We start from the raw sequence: 16,234 nt of genomic DNA, 5'->3' as shown, positions 1-16,234 counted from the left end.
TTTTATTCCTACTTTTTTATTAATTAGATAAAAATTATTTTCTATAATCAGAACTGAATTTTATAAATAGAAATTTACGTTACTATTTGAATTACTAATTATTTCTAGCTGATTATCTTTACTAAATAACAATTGTAATTGTAATCACAAAATAATAATTAACGAATGTTGCGATCGCACATTTAAATATTTTGTATATGCAATATACTAAATGGCAAGGAAAGATACATTATAAAGGACTTGTTTTTGCTAATCAAAGAAATTTAAAAAAACTTTGAATAACTTTTGACAAGTATTGAAAAAATCCTTAAGCTAATAAATAGGTCTCACCAAATCAACAAACGACAGCAATTTTGTTAGGTAAATTAAAAATCGCTGTAGTAGCTTATCAGTATGAACAAATGAATTAAACTCAATCCCTGACTATAAATAATAGCCTCACATAATTTGACAACACACTGGCTAATCATCATCTGACCAGATTTCGCTACGACTATCTCATCAAAAAGTCTTGGTCATGGATGAATGCCGATCTTGATGTGAGTGAATGTCAATTATTGAGATTGAACTGAGGTGAGGCAATATGCCTAGGAGAGTAGAATGCTTGATTATCTTACATCTTTGAATGACCACAATTTACCCTACCCGGACACGCTCCATCCTATTGTTGTTCACTTTGTAATTGCGATGGTTTTGTTTGCTTTTGCTTGTGATGCCATTGGGTTTTTTACAGGTAAAAGTCGCTTTTATGAAGTGGGTTGGTGGAATTTGTTTGTTGCTACCATTGCCATTTTTGTTGCCATTATTTTCGGTCAGTTTGAAGCTGGCTTGGCAAAACCCTATGAAGTGGTTAAGTCTGTACTGAACCTGCATACACTAATTGGTTGGTCATTGTCGGGTATTCTCGCCGCGATGACAGCTTGGCGTTATGTTCTTAGGACGCGTGACCCCCAAAGAATCCCTGTCCACTACTTGGGAGCAGGCTTAATTTTAGTCTTAATTGTGGGTATGCAAGTCTATCTCGGAGATGAACTCGTTTGGGTCTATGGGCTGCACACAGTCCCAGTTGTTGAAGCTGTCAAGGATGGAATGCTGCCATGAACTCAGAACTAATTGACCAATTAAATGTCCAATTAGGAGCTAACGGATTACCTTACACCATTCCGATTCATCCCAACCTAGTCCATTTGACTTTGGGCTTATTCATCATTGGTATTACCTTCGATATCGTTGGCGTTCTCTTCCCCTCCCAACAATGGGTATTCAAATTTTTGGGGCTAACTGTTGAACGGGAAAACTTCTTTGATGTTGGTTGGTACAACATGGTGGGTTCAACCGTCATCACCTTTTTCACAGTGGCCGCAGGTTTTTACGAAATGTTCCTAGCCACACCATCCAGTGACCTCAAAAGTACCTGGGGATTACAAGCCATGCAAACGATGCTTTGGCATGGGGTAGGTGGTGTATTTCTTTTAGGTTTAATTGCCGTTATGACCCTGTGGAGAGCGTGGCAGCGTTATGTCTGGTCTGTGGAATCAGAGCAACAAGTGCAATGGAGCTATTTGGCCGCAGGGGTATTCATCATGTTTATTATGTATCTCCACGGCACTTTAGGAGCGCAATTAGCTGCTGAATTTGGCGTACACAACACTGCTGATAACTTGCTGCGCTTGGGCGAAAATCTCAACACCGTACTTAAGTGAAGGTGACAGGGGACAGGTGACAGGTGACAGGGAAGAAGACAAGGGAGAATTTTTTACTAATTCCCAATTCGTAATGACTATTGGACTATGAAACTCAGCCAATTTCTCAATATTTTGATATTGGTAGTAGGAGCGATCGCAATTTCTACTATCAGTCTCTGGATAGGTAAACTAGCCTATTCCTGGTTGCCCCCCCAAGCGGCGGCTGAATCTCACTTGATTGATGATTTATTTAGCTTCTTGGTGACTCTGGGCGCGTTCATCTTCCTAGGAGTAACTGCTGTTCTTGTTTACTCTTTGCTGTTCCATCGGGCGGCTAAAGATGACTTGAGTGATGGCCCCCACATTGAGGGTAATGTCACTCTAGAAGTAGTTTGGACAGCTATCCCGATTTTCTTGGTGTTTTGGATTGCCGGCTATAGCTACCAAATTTATGAGCAAATGGGGATTCAAGGTTCTACAGCCTTGGTACACCTACACAACCCCATTGCCATGAACTCGGCCTATGCGGCTACTGGCGAGGAAGATAATACAGCTTTAGCCGAACCCAGCGAAAACATTGATGTTCTGGCAAAGCAATGGGCGTGGGTCTTCCACTATCCTGAAAACGATGTTACCAGTACCGAGTTGCATTTACCAAGCGATCGCCGTGTGCATTTGGCTCTACATTCCCAAGATGTACTCCACGGCTTCTACATCCCTGCATTCCGCCTCAAACAAGACATCGTTCCCAACCAGACCATCAACTTTGAATTTACCCCCACCCGCGAAGGTCAATATCGTCTGACCGATTCCCAATATAGCGGTACATACTTCGCCACGATGGAAGCGAACGTGGTTGTGGAATCTCCAGAAGATTATCAAAAATGGTTAACCAAAGCCGCCTCACATAAACCCATGCCAGCCTACAACCAAGCTGCTGCTGAATACGCTCAAACAGCTAGTCAGTCAGTCAAAACAGGTTGGGAAACCGTTGTACCAGCCCCCGCACCTTTGGTTAATTATCCAGGATAAAAGGAATTTCAGCGATGACAAATATCCCTATTAAAAGGCTTGATCTCCCTCTGGAGAAGCCGCACCACGGTTCTGGCGGCGGCTGGAAGGAATATTTCAGCTTTAGCACTGACCATAAAGTTATAGGTATTCAATACCTCGTTACTTCCTTCATTTTCTTTCTCGTCGGCGGTATTTTTGCCATGATTCTGCGGGGAGAACTAGTTACCCCCGAATCAGACTTGGTTGACCGCACAGTCTATAACGGGATGTTCACCATGCACGGCACTGTGATGCTGTTCTTGTGGACATTCCCCTCCTTAGTTGGTTTAGCTAACTACTTAGTACCCCTAATGATTGGGGCGCGGGATATGGCTTTCCCTCGCCTCAACGCTGCCGCCTTTTGGATGGTCCCTGTCGTCGGGATTCTCTTAATGGCGAGCTTTTTTGTTCCCGGTGGCCCAGCCCAATCTGGTTGGTGGGCTTATCCCCCTGTGAGTATTCAAAATCCCACAGGTCGCTTATTTAATGGGCAAGTAGTTTGGCTATTGGCCGTTGCTATCTCTGGTGTCTCCTCCATTATGGGGGCAGTCAATTTTGTCACTACCATCGTCAAAATGCGTGCGCCAGGGATGGGCTTCTTTCGGATGCCTCTGTTTGTTTGGGCAGTATTTAGCGCACAGATTATTCAATTGTTTGGCTTACCTGCCTTAACAGCCGGTGCAGTCATGCTGTTACTTGACATCACTGTTGGGACTGGCTTTTTTAACCCCAGCAATGGTGGTAATCCGGTGATGTTCCAGCATTACTTCTGGTTCTACTCCCACCCTGCCGTTTATGTGATTATTCTGCCCATTTTCGGTGTATTCTCAGAAATTTTCCCGGTCTACTCCCGTAAGCCTCTATTTGGCTACAAAGTAGTGGCGATTTCCTCAATGCTGATTGCTGTAGTCAGTGCCATTGTTTGGGTACACCATATGTACGCCAGTAGTACACCCGCTTGGATGCGGATGGTGTTCATGATGACTACTATGTTGGTGTCTGTACCCACAGGGATTAAAGTATTTGCTTGGGTAGCAACTATCTGGGGTGGAAAAATCCGCCTGAGTACACCCATGTTATTTGCTTTGGGTGGTTTAATTATGTTCGTCTTCGCGGGTATCGTCGGGATTATGCTTTCCTCAGTACCCGTTGATATTCACGTTAACAACACCTACTTTATTGTTGGACACTTCCACTATGTCCTCTACGGGACAGTGACGATGGGGATGTATGCAGCCATCTATCACTGGTTTCCCAAAATGACTGGACGGATGTACAACGAAGGTTGGGGTAAAATCCATTTTTGGTTGGCATTTATCGGTACTAACCTCAACTTCTTCCCCATGCACCCCCTAGGATTGCAAGGGATGTTACGCCGAGTTGCTTCCTACGCACCAGAATATCAAGGCTGGAATATTGTTGCTAGCTTAGGTGCATTCTTACTAGGGATGTCTACATTGCCCTTCATCTTCAATATGCTGGTTTCTTGGATGCAAGGTGAGAAAGCACCTGATAATCCTTGGCGCGCTATTGGTTTGGAGTGGTTGGTATCTTCACCCCCACCAGTAGAAAACTTTGAAGAGATTCCCGTAGTTATTTCTGAACCCTACGGATACGGTAAATCTGAGCCGTTAACGGAAGAAAGGGGTATAGGGGTATAGGGGTATGGGGGTATAGGGGAAAGAATGAGTACAAATTTCTCCCTTACACCCTTACACCCCTACACCCCTACACCCCTACACCCTTACACCCTTACACCCCTACACCCTTAAACCCCTACACCCCTATTTCTCCAATGAACGAATCAGAAGTAATAAAAGTCTACTGACCGATTCACATTGATTGAACACAGGAGTAATCAGGTGTGATGGAGCTAGTTCAACACGAATAGACAATAATAAATGTGTTTCTAGCTCTTTTAAAGAACCTTGGGCGATGTACAAAAATTGCATATATTCACCTCGTGTTCTTCGCCCATAACCTTCTGCAATATTCGCTGCAACTGATGCCGCAGCTCGTCGAATTTGTGAAATCATTCCGTAAGTTTCTACTTTAGGAAAGGCTTGTGTTGTTTTGTAACAAGCTTCGGCAAGATTCATTGCTTCTTGCCAAACCTTCAAATCACGATATGACTGCATTGATAGCTCTTTCATTAATCAGTGTTGACTTGTTTTATCTCAAGTCCCATGAAATTGAAAAGAGGTGTAGAGGTAGGAGGATATGGGGATATAAAAACCAATCCCCACACCCCTACACCCCTACACCCCCACACCCCTACACCCCTACACATCCCTATGGACAGTTCTTTATTCCCAGATGAATTGCAACAACCGTTGCATCACGCAGGTGGCGAACACGGCCACGATGAAGAAGGAAATAAAATGTTTGGTTTTATTGTCTTCTTACTTTCTGAAAGTGTAATTTTCTTAAGCTTTTTTGCTGGTTATATTGTCTATAAACTCTCAAATCCTAACTGGCTACCACCTGGAATTTCTGGGTTAGAAGTTAAAGAGCCAACAATTAATACTGTAGTGTTGGTTGCTAGTAGTTTTGTGATTTATTTGGCAGAAGTTGCCCTCAAACGCCACGATTTACGGTTATTCCGCATCTTTTTGTCCGCAACAATCCTGATGGGTGGCTACTTTTTGGTAGGACAGGCCATTGAATGGAGCAACCTAGAATTTGGTTTTACTTCTGGCACATTTGGCGGAATGTTCTACCTGTTAACAGGTTTCCACGGTTTGCACGTTTTCACTGGTATTTTATTACAGGTGATGGTTTTGGTGCGATCGTTTATTCCTGGCAATTACGATACAGGTCACTTCGGTGTAAATGCCACTTCTTTGTTCTGGCACTTTGTCGATGTTATTTGGATTGTTTTGTTTGTTATGCTCTACGTTTGGCAGTAGAACTAACTAATCTTCTAGCAGAATATCAATTATGTGGCTAATAGCTAGGAATGTGGCTATTAGCCAGTTATTTTGAGATAATTTTGCACTGGGAAAATATTTTTTGTGTTTTTAAACGCAAAGTAGCGCGGAGGTTCACGCAAAGTAACACAGAGGTTTAATCAGGGTTATTTGCTTGGTATTTTAAATTATCTAAACCTCTTGATAGACAAGGGGTTTATTGATTGGCACAAAATTTAGCTGGGTTTAGGTTTTTTCTGAGAATCTACAGTACAATTGTACTAAAGAGATTTTTATTCTTGGCGATGACATCTAGTTGGTGGAGAATCACATCTACCAATCAAAGTTGTCTTGTCTATAAGAAAAACCCTACTGTGAGATCATGACTATGATGACATCAAGGCAAGGTGTAACTGCAACCCCAGTTAAGTCACACAAGTTTGAGCAATACACTCCAGAACAGCCTGATGCGACTGAAAATTTTTCTTTTCAAGCTCTTACTGATGTCACCAAGGCGATTTTGCATCATGCTTTTTGGTTGGCAGAGCAAAAACATCATTTATCTCTAAGGGAGTATAGAAAGTTACTTTTTGATCAGGGTTGGGAAGGTGAAGAGAAGAAGTATCTCAAGATTGCCGCCGCTTTTGGGAAGTTTGAACCGCAAGATTTTGCTCAAGTTGAGCCAAGAACTATCTATCAATTAGCAGAAAGAAGTAAGCAGTATCAATCAGTGCTAGATAGACTGCTGGATTTAAGTGTAATTAACCAAGAGACTGTGCGATCGCTGATGAAAAAACAGCGCACTCCTAGAGCTAAAAAAGCTGAAAAACTCAGTATTTGGCGGCGGTTAAAGAATGGTGGGAGATATTGCCAAATTCCGCCAATTCACGAAGAATTAGAGCAAACTGGTACAACCTTACAAGCAATGATGGATGAGGAAGGATTAACTGCCCAACAAATCGTAGCAGAAGCGATCGCTCTTAGAAAAGCTTACAAACAAGGGTTAATATCAGTGCTGAGTAATGAGTAATGAGTAATGAGTAATGAGTAATTTTTTAACTCAGCACTCAGCACTCAGCACTCACAACTCAGCACTCTTCTAGTTAATATTAACTTCCTGTAAGTAATTGTCAGGCTGTACATTTTCCACTCTCATCACTGGTGGGGTGTTTCGAGTTGAGGAAAGCACGCTGTAGGCTAAGTTTTGGCTTTGGTTTTGAGGACGTAGCTTTTGGCTGTATTCATTCAGCTTGACTTGAGCTTGAGCATATACAGGGGTATCTTTGGGAATTTTGCGGAGAAAATTTACAGCGTGATCAAAGTTACCAAGAGATGCTTGTTTACGAGCTTGATGTAAAAAGTAGGCGGCTCTAACTTGGCGTTTTTGATTGTATTCGACTAATTTTTTTTGTACCAAAGCTCCAGCTGTGCTTTCTTTGGGAATTTGGCGCAGATATTCTAATGCTGTGGAAAAATCTCTGGCTTCAGCTTTGGCGTAGGCTTTAGCTAATAATTTTTGTGTTTCTGCTTCAATATTCCCTTTGGCTCGTTGTGTTAATTCATTAACTTTGACTTGCCAATATAAAATATCAGGAACTTCGTTAGCTACTTTGATCACATCCGACCATTTACCCTCAGCCAAAGCCTGTTCAGCTAGAGAATATTGTTGTGCAGCTACTCGCCATTGCTGTTGCCAGGTTTCGATAGTGGCTTGAGCATCTGGATAAACATTACTATAAGATGGAATCGATTTAGCAAGTGTGATCGCTTCTTGTAAATCCCCAGCTTGATATTGTTTTGTGGCTTTATATAAAATATCTGTTTCTGTAGGTGTCGGCGCACTATGTAATAAAGAATAAGTTCCGACTCCCATCAATAAAGAATTTACCGCCAGTCCGACTTTAATTCCTGTGAGTAATGGTGATGATGTGGAAGTTGGTTCTGCTTGCGTCTGTTCACTCTCTGATGTTGGCGGACACTGTGCGAGTGTACTTTCCCACACCATTTGTCTCAAGACACGCAACACGTCAGCCGCCGACTCGAAACGTTCTTGGTAATTGTAGCGGATCATCTGGCTGAGGATAGCTGCTAGATAATCACTAACTGGTGTATCAGAAGAACGCCAAATCATCTCATTAGTTTGAGGATCTACTTTTAATTGCAGTGGTTCTAAGCCAGTTAAAGCCTGAATTGCAATCATCCCCAAAGCATATATATCACTATTGGGCTGAGTTTGACCAATAAATTGCTCAGGCGGGATGTAACCCAAGGAAGTAGTTGGAGCTTGATAAATCGATAAGTCGCCATCCATGCCAAAATTGATTGATTGGATCGAGCCAAAGTCAATCAGGACTAACTTGCCGTTAACAGCACGTCTAATAATATTTTCTGGTTTAATATCGCAATGGATGACACCTTGGGAGTGAACAAATTCTAAAATTCCTAAAGCATCTTCTAAAAATGCCATGACTTCTTCTTCACTCCACAAACACCCCCACTGTTGACTAATGGGGAGTTCCGCAGTCAAGGAATGACCTGAAATATATTCTTGTACCAAATAGAACCGCTCATTTTCCTCAAAACAAGCGATAAATTCGGGAATTTGGGCGTTAGTTCCTAGACGCTGGAGGGTTGAGGTTTCCGTCAGAAAACGTAATCTGATGGTGTCGAGGTAGCTGGGGTGTAAATTGTTAACCTTAAGTTGTTTCACTACACATTGAGGTGTGTGTGGGTAGTTGATATCTACCGCTAGGTAAGTTTGTCCGAATACCCCTGCACCCAAGCTTTGGATAATTTGGTAGCGTGCTTGTAGTAGTTTACCGATCATGTGGTGGCTCATGAGCTGGTTACTGAGTTAGTCCTATATTAATTTTCTCTGACTTACCTACTGTTTCCGGAATGACTTCTAGATAAATCAGTAGGAGATTGGTTTCATAATTAGCAGCAAAATTGTTAAGTATTTTTACTTGAAAAATTAGCTCCGTTAATAATAAGTTGCACAACATCACAATTAAGTTCCAGCGTAATAGCAGGAGTGGGGACTGGGGACAGAAAGAGAAAAAGTAATGACTCATGACTATCTTTCTATTTCTTCGTCCACAACTTCCGACTTTTGTGTGAGTGGTTTGACGACTTTGGCGATCGCCTCCTGCACAAATGCTTTAATAAATTCATCCCGGCGATTCATTTGGAACTGTCGCTGTACAACTTCTGTCATACCGCCATCACCCCAGTCTTGATCATGGCGGAAATATTCAATAAAACTTTTACCGGCAATCCTGGTTAAATATGCAGCTGTCACCCCTTGAATGGCTCTCCCAATTACAAATGTAGCTACATTTAACTGCAAAGCCGTAGTTAGTAGTTGAATTGCTCCTTTAACTATACCCAAACTAGCAATAGTCTTGGCTAATGACAGGGCTAACTCTCTTCCCCGTTCCATGTTCAATTCACAACCATAGATTCTGCCAATCTCTACGACCATTTGGGCATTGACGGCGGCTGTTGCTAGTAAATCTACTACAGGCAGAGGCGTAACTGATACTACGCCAGCCCCAATCCACTGAAAACGATCAACAATTTTATCAGCTTGGCGGCGGCGTTGGGCATCGATGAGTTTACGGGCTTCTTCTCCTAACCGCAGAGATTGTAAAAGAATATTATCTGCTATCAAATCTTCACCCTCAGCCCTTAAAATTGCTGCCATGCGGCGCAGTAAGGGGACAATATCTGATTCGGGTTGGAAGGTTTCCCCGGTTTCTAGTTGAGCCGATTGGGGATGAGCTGCGATCGCTACGACATCATTTGTAGCAATAAATCCCCGCACCCGTTGCCGCAGTCGTGCTAAAATCGACTCCTTATCTTCATCGGTGTACAGGTCGGTTTTATTGAGAACTAAAAGCGATCGCTTACCAATTTCTGCTAAACCCTTCAACGGTTCATATTCTGAACGGCGTAAGTCATTATCCACCACAAATAATAGTAAATCTGCCTCTGTCGCCAACGCCCTAGCTAATTGTTCTCGTTCCGTTCCCGCCACCCCAGCCTCTAAAATTCCCGGTGTATCGGTAATTAAGATTTTGCGTTCTAATCCTTTCAACCGTAAACAGTAGGTTTCCCCGACGGTAGTTGTCCCCATTGGCGCGTCTACTTTGCCTACCATCCGCCCCATAATCGCATTTACCAGGGAAGTTTTGCCTGCACTCCCCGTCCCAAATACCACAACTTGAATCTCACCCCTAGCTAAGTTAGATTCAATTTCTTTTGTCCGACTTAGTAAAGCTTGGCGTGTGACTTCATCTTGAATTTGGGCTACCTGTTGGCGTACAGCTTGCAGGGTAGAAGAAGCCGCGTCAGATTTGACAACGGGAATCTGTGCTGGTGTCACCCGTTTCCGGCTACGGCGGGAACGCTGTTCACCAGCCTGCAATACTAAGACGTAATAGACAAAGGCTGCAACTAAACCACCAACAAGGAGAATTAGCAGCAACAGCAGCAAATTGCCCAACAATGGGGAATAGGATAATTGCCAATACAGGCGAGATAGGGAATCAATCAGCCACAGGGCGAGTCCCAGAATGACGATTAAACCAACAATTAATGTAACTAGGCGCGACAAAGGTATGGGTGGCATGGTTCAATATTCATTACCCAGATGTTTATAATCTTAATAGTTTCAGTATTAGTCATTGTCTTACTTAGAGCTAGGATTTGCGATCACTCCCCCTATTTCTCATCCTTAAGTTCCTAGTTTTGCAGGCAGGATTTTTAGAGAATGGAGATTGGGGACATTCAACTTTTGATATCATGTCCGCTTGATTGCTGATGAAACCAGAAGAACCCCACCCCGCCATAGCTACGCTTTGTCTCCCCTCCCCGTGAACGAGGAGGGGATTAATGACTGTTGGAAGCATAACTAAATTATCCAAACTTGGATATGACTTGTTTGTGTCTCCTCTTGCCTTTGCCAATAAAACAATCAGGAGAAATCAACCGATGGGACTGTTTGATCAAATTCTCGGTGCTGTGAGCAACCCTAATTTACAAGGTAATATGGGTCAAATAGAAACTATTGTCAAAACTGTACAGGATTTGAGTAATACAACTGGCACAGATCCTGCAACTATCCAATCTGTTGTGGGTGTTGTGGGTAATTATGTACGTGGTGCGTTGCAACAAAAGCAAGCCACAGAGGGCAATGAATCAGCCCAAGCTTTAGTAAATCAGTATGCGGGGACTTCTTTTGATCCCCAAGCCGTCAATTCGCTATTTTCTCCAAACACACAACAGCAAGTAGCAGGAGTAACAGCCCAGCGTACTGGTTTAGATGCTAGCACTATTCAACAATTGCTACCTGTGGTTGTGCCTTTAGTGCTGAATTTGTTGAAATCTGGTACTAATGCCCAAAATCCTCAAACTGCCGGTAATCCTATACTGAATAACTTTTTGGATGCAGATGGAGACGGCGATGTTGATATTGCTGATGCTATCCAAATGGCTAGTCGGTATATGAGTAGATAGGTGGATAGCAGAATTAGTTGGTGTAGTTGCAGATTGCCTGTTCTATTACACCAACAGTTTTTTAGACAAAGTGAATATCACTGAGGCTATAGCTAGTGGCAAAAATTGAGACGATATCAAAACTAGAAAATATTGAGGAAGATTCTAGATTACTCCGACTAGAAGCATCGTACACACCGTTAGCTTTGACAATCTCATCCACAGTGGCGACTAGCAGAGAATCATCAGAGTTTTTGCTAGTCTCTAATAGTAATTGATTAGCGATCGCAATATAGTTGCGTCCGAAGATATAATTTCCTAACTTTTTCAGTTGGATTTGATCCTGACCAGTCTGGAAATCTGTGATGAAGGCGAAGTCATTCAGACCTAAAAAGCCTCCACCTCCTACATAGTAAGGATTTAGCTGATCTCCTAGCACAAACTTATCTGGGTCTGCACCTCCGGTGAGGATATCTACTTCGTTGATACCTGGTTGGCGATTTGTAGCATCAACGCCAATGATGGTGTCTTTACCACCAAGACCAGAAATTTGGTCATTCCCTCTACCACCAATCAATAAGTTACTTTGGTTATTACCAACGATGTTGTCATCTTGTGAAGTACCGGTGACATTAACAAAGTTTTGAACGTTAAAGTTCAGCGTACCCAACCCTGGAACACCGTTGACTATCAGACTGTTAGTTGACAGATTAACGTTGAATGAAGTTGTTGTACTTGTGCCGGTAGAACCATCTATTTTATTGGCTTGTCTTTTTGCACCAATGATGCTTTCTATATTGAGGATCTGATCTGTACCTGCTATACCTTTGTTGACAATACCAGACGTTTGTAAGGTAATAGCAACACCCAAATTACTGTAGTTAGCCGTATCAAAACCAGTACCGCCATCTAGGAGATCGTTACCAGTTCCTCCGATTAAGATGTCGTTACCGCTACCACCGTATAAAGTATCGTTGCCATCACTACGTCTGGAGGTGAAGATATTACCTTTGTGTCCTCCACCAATGACATCATCACCATCTCCACCCTGCACTACATCATCACCGTTAAGCCCAAAGATTTCATCGTTGCCTTGACCACCAATCAATAGGTTATTGTTACTATCACCAACGATAGTGTCATTTTGTGCAGTACCGATGACGTTGACAAAGTTCTGAACGGTAAAATTCAGCGTCCCAATGCCTGGAACACCATTGACGACTAGACTGTTAGCTGCCAGATTAACGCTAATGGATGTTGTTGTACCTGTGCTGGTGGAAGCATCGATAGTATTGGCTTTTCCCTTCGCTCCAATAATAGTCTCTATCTCAAATAGTCTATCTGTGCCAGCTTTGCCTTTTTTAAGAATCCCAGTCGCTTCTAAGGTAACTGCCTGACCTAGTTCGCTATAGTCAACTGTATCAATTCCCGCGCCCCCAATTAAGATATCATTGCCAAAACTGCCAATAATATGGTCATCTCCTGCCAGGGCAAGTATCAGATCATTCAAGGGAGTCCCCAGGAGAACATCTTTGAACGGAGTACCGACAACGACGTTATCAATGAGAAGTAACTCCTGAGAGGATACAGTTGAAGGAATATAGGTTTGCAATTGGTCGATTTGAGTTTTCATGTCAATATCTCTCCCCTTACATAGAGTTACAAAGTGTAAATATATTTACACTCTTATATAAATATCATGAGTAGGTTAAGGGATTGATACATTTCATTTATTAAACTCAAAAACAGGCTGTATCCCGCGAAAAAATTCTTCAACTGTCAAAATTGCGAGACTGACGCTGAAGGGGAGATGATGGACGTGGTGAAACATGATTCCGCAATAGGAGCAAAGGAATACTCAGTAATCCTAAAGTCATGACTACTCCAGTCATAATCCAAACTGCCCAACGGTTCGGTTGATAGTCACTGCGTTCAATTTGCCAAAACACCTGATTGTAACGCCATGCAGCCAAAGCGATGGTGACAATACCGAAAACGACTAACATAATCCCCAAGTTTTCTGAATTAAACCAGGGGTTTACGGATGTTTCCTTTTGTGTTATGACAACATTAAGTTGACGTAAAAATAGCCCAAAACGAGCGATCGCAAACCCAAAGCCAATTAAAGCTATAGAAGTACGTAACCAAGCTAAAAAAGTCCGCTCGTTGGCTTGATGTTCTCTTTGACGGTCAATTTTTGGGGTTTTACTCATTGGATGGCGATGGGCTGCGCCCCACCGTAGGTGTTCGCAAAATTTGGTAACTTAGTTGTCACACATAGAGCGATCCTAACCAAATCCCCGACTTCTCGAAGAAGTCGGGGATTTTAACCTACTTAATTTAATATCTATTTGTGATTTGGACTCGGATTCTAGGTGTAGCACAACGCCAATCATCTCCAGAAATATGTTGACAGCCGGCTCTTCGCATAGCATCATGAGGTACGCCAGCAGCAGAATAACGCCAACGTCCTTCTGAGGTGCGTCCAGACCTAGCGCGTAATTCTATATACTGCACCCTCTGGTTTCGGTTTCTATACTGTCCCTGTTGGTCTCGGATTAGCACTCGGATTTTAGGTGTAGCACAACGCCAATCATTCCCAGAAATATGTTGACAGCCGGCTCTTCGCATAGCATCATGCTGCACACCAGCAGCAGAATAACGCCAGCGTCCTTCGGGGGTGCGTCCAGACCTAGCACGTAATTCTATATACCGGTTTCTACCTCTTCTGTCTCTGTTGTTATCCCTATCATCTCTATCATCTCTATCATCTCTATCATCTCTATCCCGTTGGTTTCTACAAATGTTCGCCGCCTCTCGTGCAGAAACACCATAGTCTCTGAGGTCTTGTATACATTCCCCTAATGAGTCTCTGGCGAAAGCTGGTTGCTGTGGGATGAATAGCTGTACAGAAGCGATCGCACTACCGACCAATGCTATACCAAAGATAGATGTGTTAATAATATTTTTAAATTGCATATTTTTTGCTCCTATTTGCATCTGATAGAATTGGATCACCCAATTGCTCTATTTTGTTGCCGTTTTTAACAAGTGTTAACATCTTCTCTATGTGGTTAGATGAATGATTTTAAACCACAGAGACACGGAGGGGACAGGGGACAGGGGACAGGTGACAGGTGACAGGGGATCAGGGGATCAGGGGATCAGGGGATCAGGGGGAGAAAAATACACTAATGAGTATTAACTAAAAACTAATGAATAACTTTACTAATGAATAACTTTTTAAAACAAACTTTTGCTAGTTTATTAGGAACTGTACTAGGACTAATTATTTTCTCTGGTGTAAGTACAGTTGGATTTTTCTTGTTATTGGTTGCTATTGCTAGTTCCAAAGATCCAGGGCCTGTAGTTAAAGATAAGTCAATGGTGGTTTTTGACTTATCAACGAACATCACCGATAGAAAACCTAGTTCTGGTGAGTTGCTACAAAATACTTTGTCTGGTATCAGGGATGAACGAATGACACTCCGTAGTGTTCTCGACACCATCGAAAAAGCTAAGGGTGATTCGCGGATTGTCGGTATTTATCTAGATGCAACACGCAGCACAGGAACGAGTAACTTAGGTTTTGCTTCCCTGAAAGAAATTCGCAAAGCCTTAGAAGAATTCCGTGCGGCTGGGAAGAAGGTTGTCGCCTATGGTGTGGACTGGGGAGAAAAGGAATATTATCTCAGTTCGGTCGCTGATACTGTCGTCTTGAACCCCTTTGGTGCAATGGAAATTAATGGTTTGAGTAGCCAACCATTATTTCTAGCGGGTGCATTACAAAAATATGGGATTGGGGTGCAGATTGTCCGCGTGGGGAAATTCAAAGGCGCAGTTGAACCCTTGTTACTAAATAAACTTAGCCCAGAAAACCGTGAACAAACCCAGAAGTTATTAGATGATATTTGGGGAGAATGGCGCACGACAGTAGGTAAAAGCCGGAAAATTACCCCACAAAAGTTACAAGCGATCGCAGATACTCAAGCATCATTAGAAGCCACTACAGCTAAAACTAACGGTTTAGTAGATCAAGTAGCATACAGTGATGAGGTCGTGGCTGATTTAAAGAAATTAACTAATAGTGATAAAGATGATAAGACCTTCCGCCAAATCAATTTAATTGATTATGCAGCAGTACCTAACAAGACTTTACCTGTAGAACGCCAAGCTAAGAATAAAATTGCTGTAGTGTATGCTGAGGGTGAGATTGTCGATGGTAAAGGTGAAAGTGGACAAATAGGAGGCGATCGCTTTGCTACTATCTTGAACAAAGTCCGCCAAGATAAAAATGTCAAGGCTGTTGTTTTAAGAATTAATAGTCCTGGTGGTAGTGCTACAGCCTCCGAAGTGATGCAACGAGAAGTCAGATTAACGCGCCAAGTCAAACCCGTTGTCGTCTCTATGGGAGATGTCGCCGCCTCCGGTGGTTACTGGATAGCCAGCGATTCCAACCGCATTTTTGCTGAACCCAATACTATTACAGGTTCAATAGGTGTATTTGGGGTGTTACTAAATGGTCAAAAGCTAGCCAATGACAATGGTATTACCTGGGATTCTGTAAAAACCGCTCGTTATGCTGATAGTCAAACCTTTTCGCGTCCCAAATCACCCCAAGAATTAGCACTGTATCAACGCAGTGTTGACCGTATTTATAATCTATTTCTCAATAAAGTTGCCCAAGGTCGCAAACTCCCATCACAAAAAGTAGCAGAGATAGCTCAAGGTAGAGTTTGGTCTGGTGTAGCAGCTAAACAAATTGGTTTGGTTGATGAAATTGGTGGTTTAAATGCAGCCCTGACATACGCCGCCAAACAAGCCAAACTCGGCAAAGATTGGCAGTTACAAGAATATCCGAAAGAAGGCACATTGGGGGAACGTTTTTTTGGGCGAGCAATTGAAGAAGCCAGTACCGTTTTAGGTGTGCAGAAATCATACATGAAGCCAAGTAATCTCCTCACGGCTGAATTCCAAAAGATCCAACAGGAACTAGCAATTATGCAAAATATGAACGACCCCCAAGGTATTTACGCTCGTTTGCCTTTTAATTTAAAAATTGAGTAAGTAAGTGGGCGTAAATAATTA

General features: G+C 42.6%; 15 protein-coding genes. 8 read left to right on the top strand and 7 right to left on the bottom strand.

Annotated elements, in window-relative coordinates; translation table 11 throughout:
* The first annotated feature begins 600 nt into the window (after positions 1-600).
* From L6494_RS03245 to ctaD, 4 genes are all read left to right on the top strand, one after another.
* Positions 601-1,101, top strand: coding sequence for a DUF2231 domain-containing protein (locus L6494_RS03245; RefSeq protein ID WP_237991428.1), 501 nt, complete (start codon positions 601-603; stop codon positions 1,099-1,101).
* Positions 1,098-1,703, top strand: a complete 606-nt coding sequence (locus L6494_RS03240; protein ID WP_237991427.1) for a DUF2231 domain-containing protein — start codon at positions 1,098-1,100, stop codon at positions 1,701-1,703. The genes L6494_RS03245 and L6494_RS03240 overlap by 4 nt, the downstream gene beginning before the upstream one ends.
* An 87-nt stretch (positions 1,704-1,790) precedes the next feature.
* Positions 1,791-2,717, top strand: a complete 927-nt coding sequence (locus L6494_RS03235; RefSeq protein WP_237991426.1) for a cytochrome c oxidase subunit II — start codon at positions 1,791-1,793, stop codon at positions 2,715-2,717.
* Positions 2,718-2,731: 14 nt separating this feature from the next.
* Positions 2,732-4,399, top strand: coding sequence for a cytochrome c oxidase subunit I (ctaD, locus tag L6494_RS03230; RefSeq protein ID WP_237991425.1), 1,668 nt, complete (start codon positions 2,732-2,734; stop codon positions 4,397-4,399).
* 123 nt (positions 4,400-4,522) lie between these two features.
* Here ctaD and L6494_RS03225 read toward each other — a convergent pair whose 3' ends face one another.
* Complete coding sequence (locus tag L6494_RS03225) at positions 4,523-4,876, bottom strand: four helix bundle protein (RefSeq protein ID WP_237991424.1); 354 nt, start codon at positions 4,874-4,876, stop codon at positions 4,523-4,525.
* Positions 4,877-5,032: 156 nt separating this feature from the next.
* Here L6494_RS03225 and L6494_RS03220 point away from each other — a divergent pair, with 156 nt between their 5' ends.
* A complete protein-coding gene (locus L6494_RS03220) occupies positions 5,033-5,647 on the top strand; it encodes a cytochrome c oxidase subunit 3 (protein WP_237995777.1) in 615 nt (204 codons plus the stop codon).
* A 388-nt stretch (positions 5,648-6,035) separates the two neighbouring features.
* Entirely contained in the window at positions 6,036-6,677 is a 642-nt protein-coding gene (locus tag L6494_RS03215; RefSeq protein WP_237991423.1) for a hypothetical protein, read from the top strand.
* 69 nt (positions 6,678-6,746) lie between these two features.
* Here the strand turns inward: L6494_RS03215 and L6494_RS03210 are convergent, their stop codons facing one another.
* From L6494_RS03210 to L6494_RS03200, 3 genes are read right to left on the bottom strand one after another with little or no spacing between them, the layout of a single operon-like run.
* The gene (locus L6494_RS03210) at positions 6,747-8,486 is read right to left on the bottom strand and encodes a serine/threonine-protein kinase (protein WP_237991422.1); all 1,740 of its coding nucleotides are present in this window, start codon (positions 8,484-8,486) and stop codon (positions 6,747-6,749) included.
* Positions 8,487-8,493: 7 nt separating this feature from the next.
* A complete protein-coding gene (locus tag L6494_RS03205; protein ID WP_237991421.1) occupies positions 8,494-8,721 on the bottom strand; it encodes a hypothetical protein in 228 nt (75 codons plus the stop codon).
* A gap of 2 nt (positions 8,722-8,723) precedes the next feature.
* Positions 8,724-10,271 carry a YcjF family protein gene (locus L6494_RS03200; protein ID WP_237995775.1) on the bottom strand — a complete coding sequence of 516 codons (1,548 nt, stop codon included), beginning with the start codon at positions 10,269-10,271 and terminating at the stop codon, positions 8,724-8,726.
* A gap of 371 nt (positions 10,272-10,642) precedes the next feature.
* Between L6494_RS03200 and L6494_RS03195 the strand changes: the two genes are divergently transcribed.
* A complete protein-coding gene (locus L6494_RS03195) occupies positions 10,643-11,167 on the top strand; it encodes a DUF937 domain-containing protein (protein ID WP_237995774.1) in 525 nt (174 codons plus the stop codon).
* 61 nt (positions 11,168-11,228) lie between these two features.
* On the opposite strand, the gene L6494_RS03190 is transcribed toward L6494_RS03195, so the two are convergent.
* The 3 genes from L6494_RS03190 to L6494_RS03180 form a co-directional block, all read right to left on the bottom strand.
* Complete coding sequence (locus L6494_RS03190) at positions 11,229-12,779, bottom strand: calcium-binding protein (RefSeq protein WP_237991420.1); 1,551 nt, start codon at positions 12,777-12,779, stop codon at positions 11,229-11,231.
* Positions 12,780-12,918: 139 nt separating this feature from the next.
* Complete coding sequence (locus L6494_RS03185) at positions 12,919-13,359, bottom strand: YidH family protein (protein ID WP_237991419.1); 441 nt, start codon at positions 13,357-13,359, stop codon at positions 12,919-12,921.
* A gap of 127 nt (positions 13,360-13,486) precedes the next feature.
* Entirely contained in the window at positions 13,487-14,125 is a 639-nt protein-coding gene (locus tag L6494_RS03180; protein WP_237991418.1) for a hypothetical protein, read from the bottom strand.
* A gap of 252 nt (positions 14,126-14,377) precedes the next feature.
* Between L6494_RS03180 and sppA the strand changes: the two genes are divergently transcribed.
* Complete coding sequence (sppA, locus tag L6494_RS03175) at positions 14,378-16,213, top strand: signal peptide peptidase SppA (protein ID WP_237991417.1); 1,836 nt, start codon at positions 14,378-14,380, stop codon at positions 16,211-16,213.
* Positions 16,214-16,234 lie beyond the last annotated feature (21 nt).

Origin of the sequence: Nostoc sp. UHCC 0870 (assembly GCF_022063185.1) — a bacterium.
GTDB lineage: Bacteria > Cyanobacteriota > Cyanobacteriia > Cyanobacteriales > Nostocaceae > Trichormus.
The sequence above is the reverse complement of the archived record's forward strand: the minus strand, read 5'-3'. Positions and strand labels throughout refer to the sequence as shown.

Bases quoted from the DNA above. Each gene is read 5' to 3' on its own strand.
- L6494_RS03245 (WP_237991428.1), top strand. From the start codon at position 601: ATGCTTGATTATCTTACATCTTTGAATGACCACAATTTACCCTACCCG.
- L6494_RS03240 (WP_237991427.1), top strand. From the start codon at position 1,098: ATGAACTCAGAACTAATTGACCAATTAAATGTCCAATTAGGAGCTAAC.
- L6494_RS03235 (WP_237991426.1), top strand. From the start codon at position 1,791: ATGAAACTCAGCCAATTTCTCAATATTTTGATATTGGTAGTAGGAGCG.
- ctaD (WP_237991425.1), top strand. From the start codon at position 2,732: ATGACAAATATCCCTATTAAAAGGCTTGATCTCCCTCTGGAGAAGCCG.
- L6494_RS03225 (WP_237991424.1), bottom strand. From the start codon at position 4,876: ATGCAGTCATATCGTGATTTGAAGGTTTGGCAAGAAGCAATGAATCTT.
- L6494_RS03220 (WP_237995777.1), top strand. From the start codon at position 5,033: ATGGACAGTTCTTTATTCCCAGATGAATTGCAACAACCGTTGCATCAC.
- L6494_RS03215 (WP_237991423.1), top strand. From the start codon at position 6,036: ATGATGACATCAAGGCAAGGTGTAACTGCAACCCCAGTTAAGTCACAC.
- L6494_RS03210 (WP_237991422.1), bottom strand. From the start codon at position 8,486: ATGAGCCACCACATGATCGGTAAACTACTACAAGCACGCTACCAAATT.
- L6494_RS03205 (WP_237991421.1), bottom strand. From the start codon at position 8,721: ATGAGTCATTACTTTTTCTCTTTCTGTCCCCAGTCCCCACTCCTGCTA.
- L6494_RS03195 (WP_237995774.1), top strand. From the start codon at position 10,643: ATGGGACTGTTTGATCAAATTCTCGGTGCTGTGAGCAACCCTAATTTA.
- L6494_RS03190 (WP_237991420.1), bottom strand. From the start codon at position 12,779: ATGAAAACTCAAATCGACCAATTGCAAACCTATATTCCTTCAACTGTA.
- L6494_RS03185 (WP_237991419.1), bottom strand. From the start codon at position 13,359: ATGAGTAAAACCCCAAAAATTGACCGTCAAAGAGAACATCAAGCCAAC.
- L6494_RS03180 (WP_237991418.1), bottom strand. From the start codon at position 14,125: ATGCAATTTAAAAATATTATTAACACATCTATCTTTGGTATAGCATTG.
- sppA (WP_237991417.1), top strand. From the start codon at position 14,378: ATGAATAACTTTTTAAAACAAACTTTTGCTAGTTTATTAGGAACTGTA.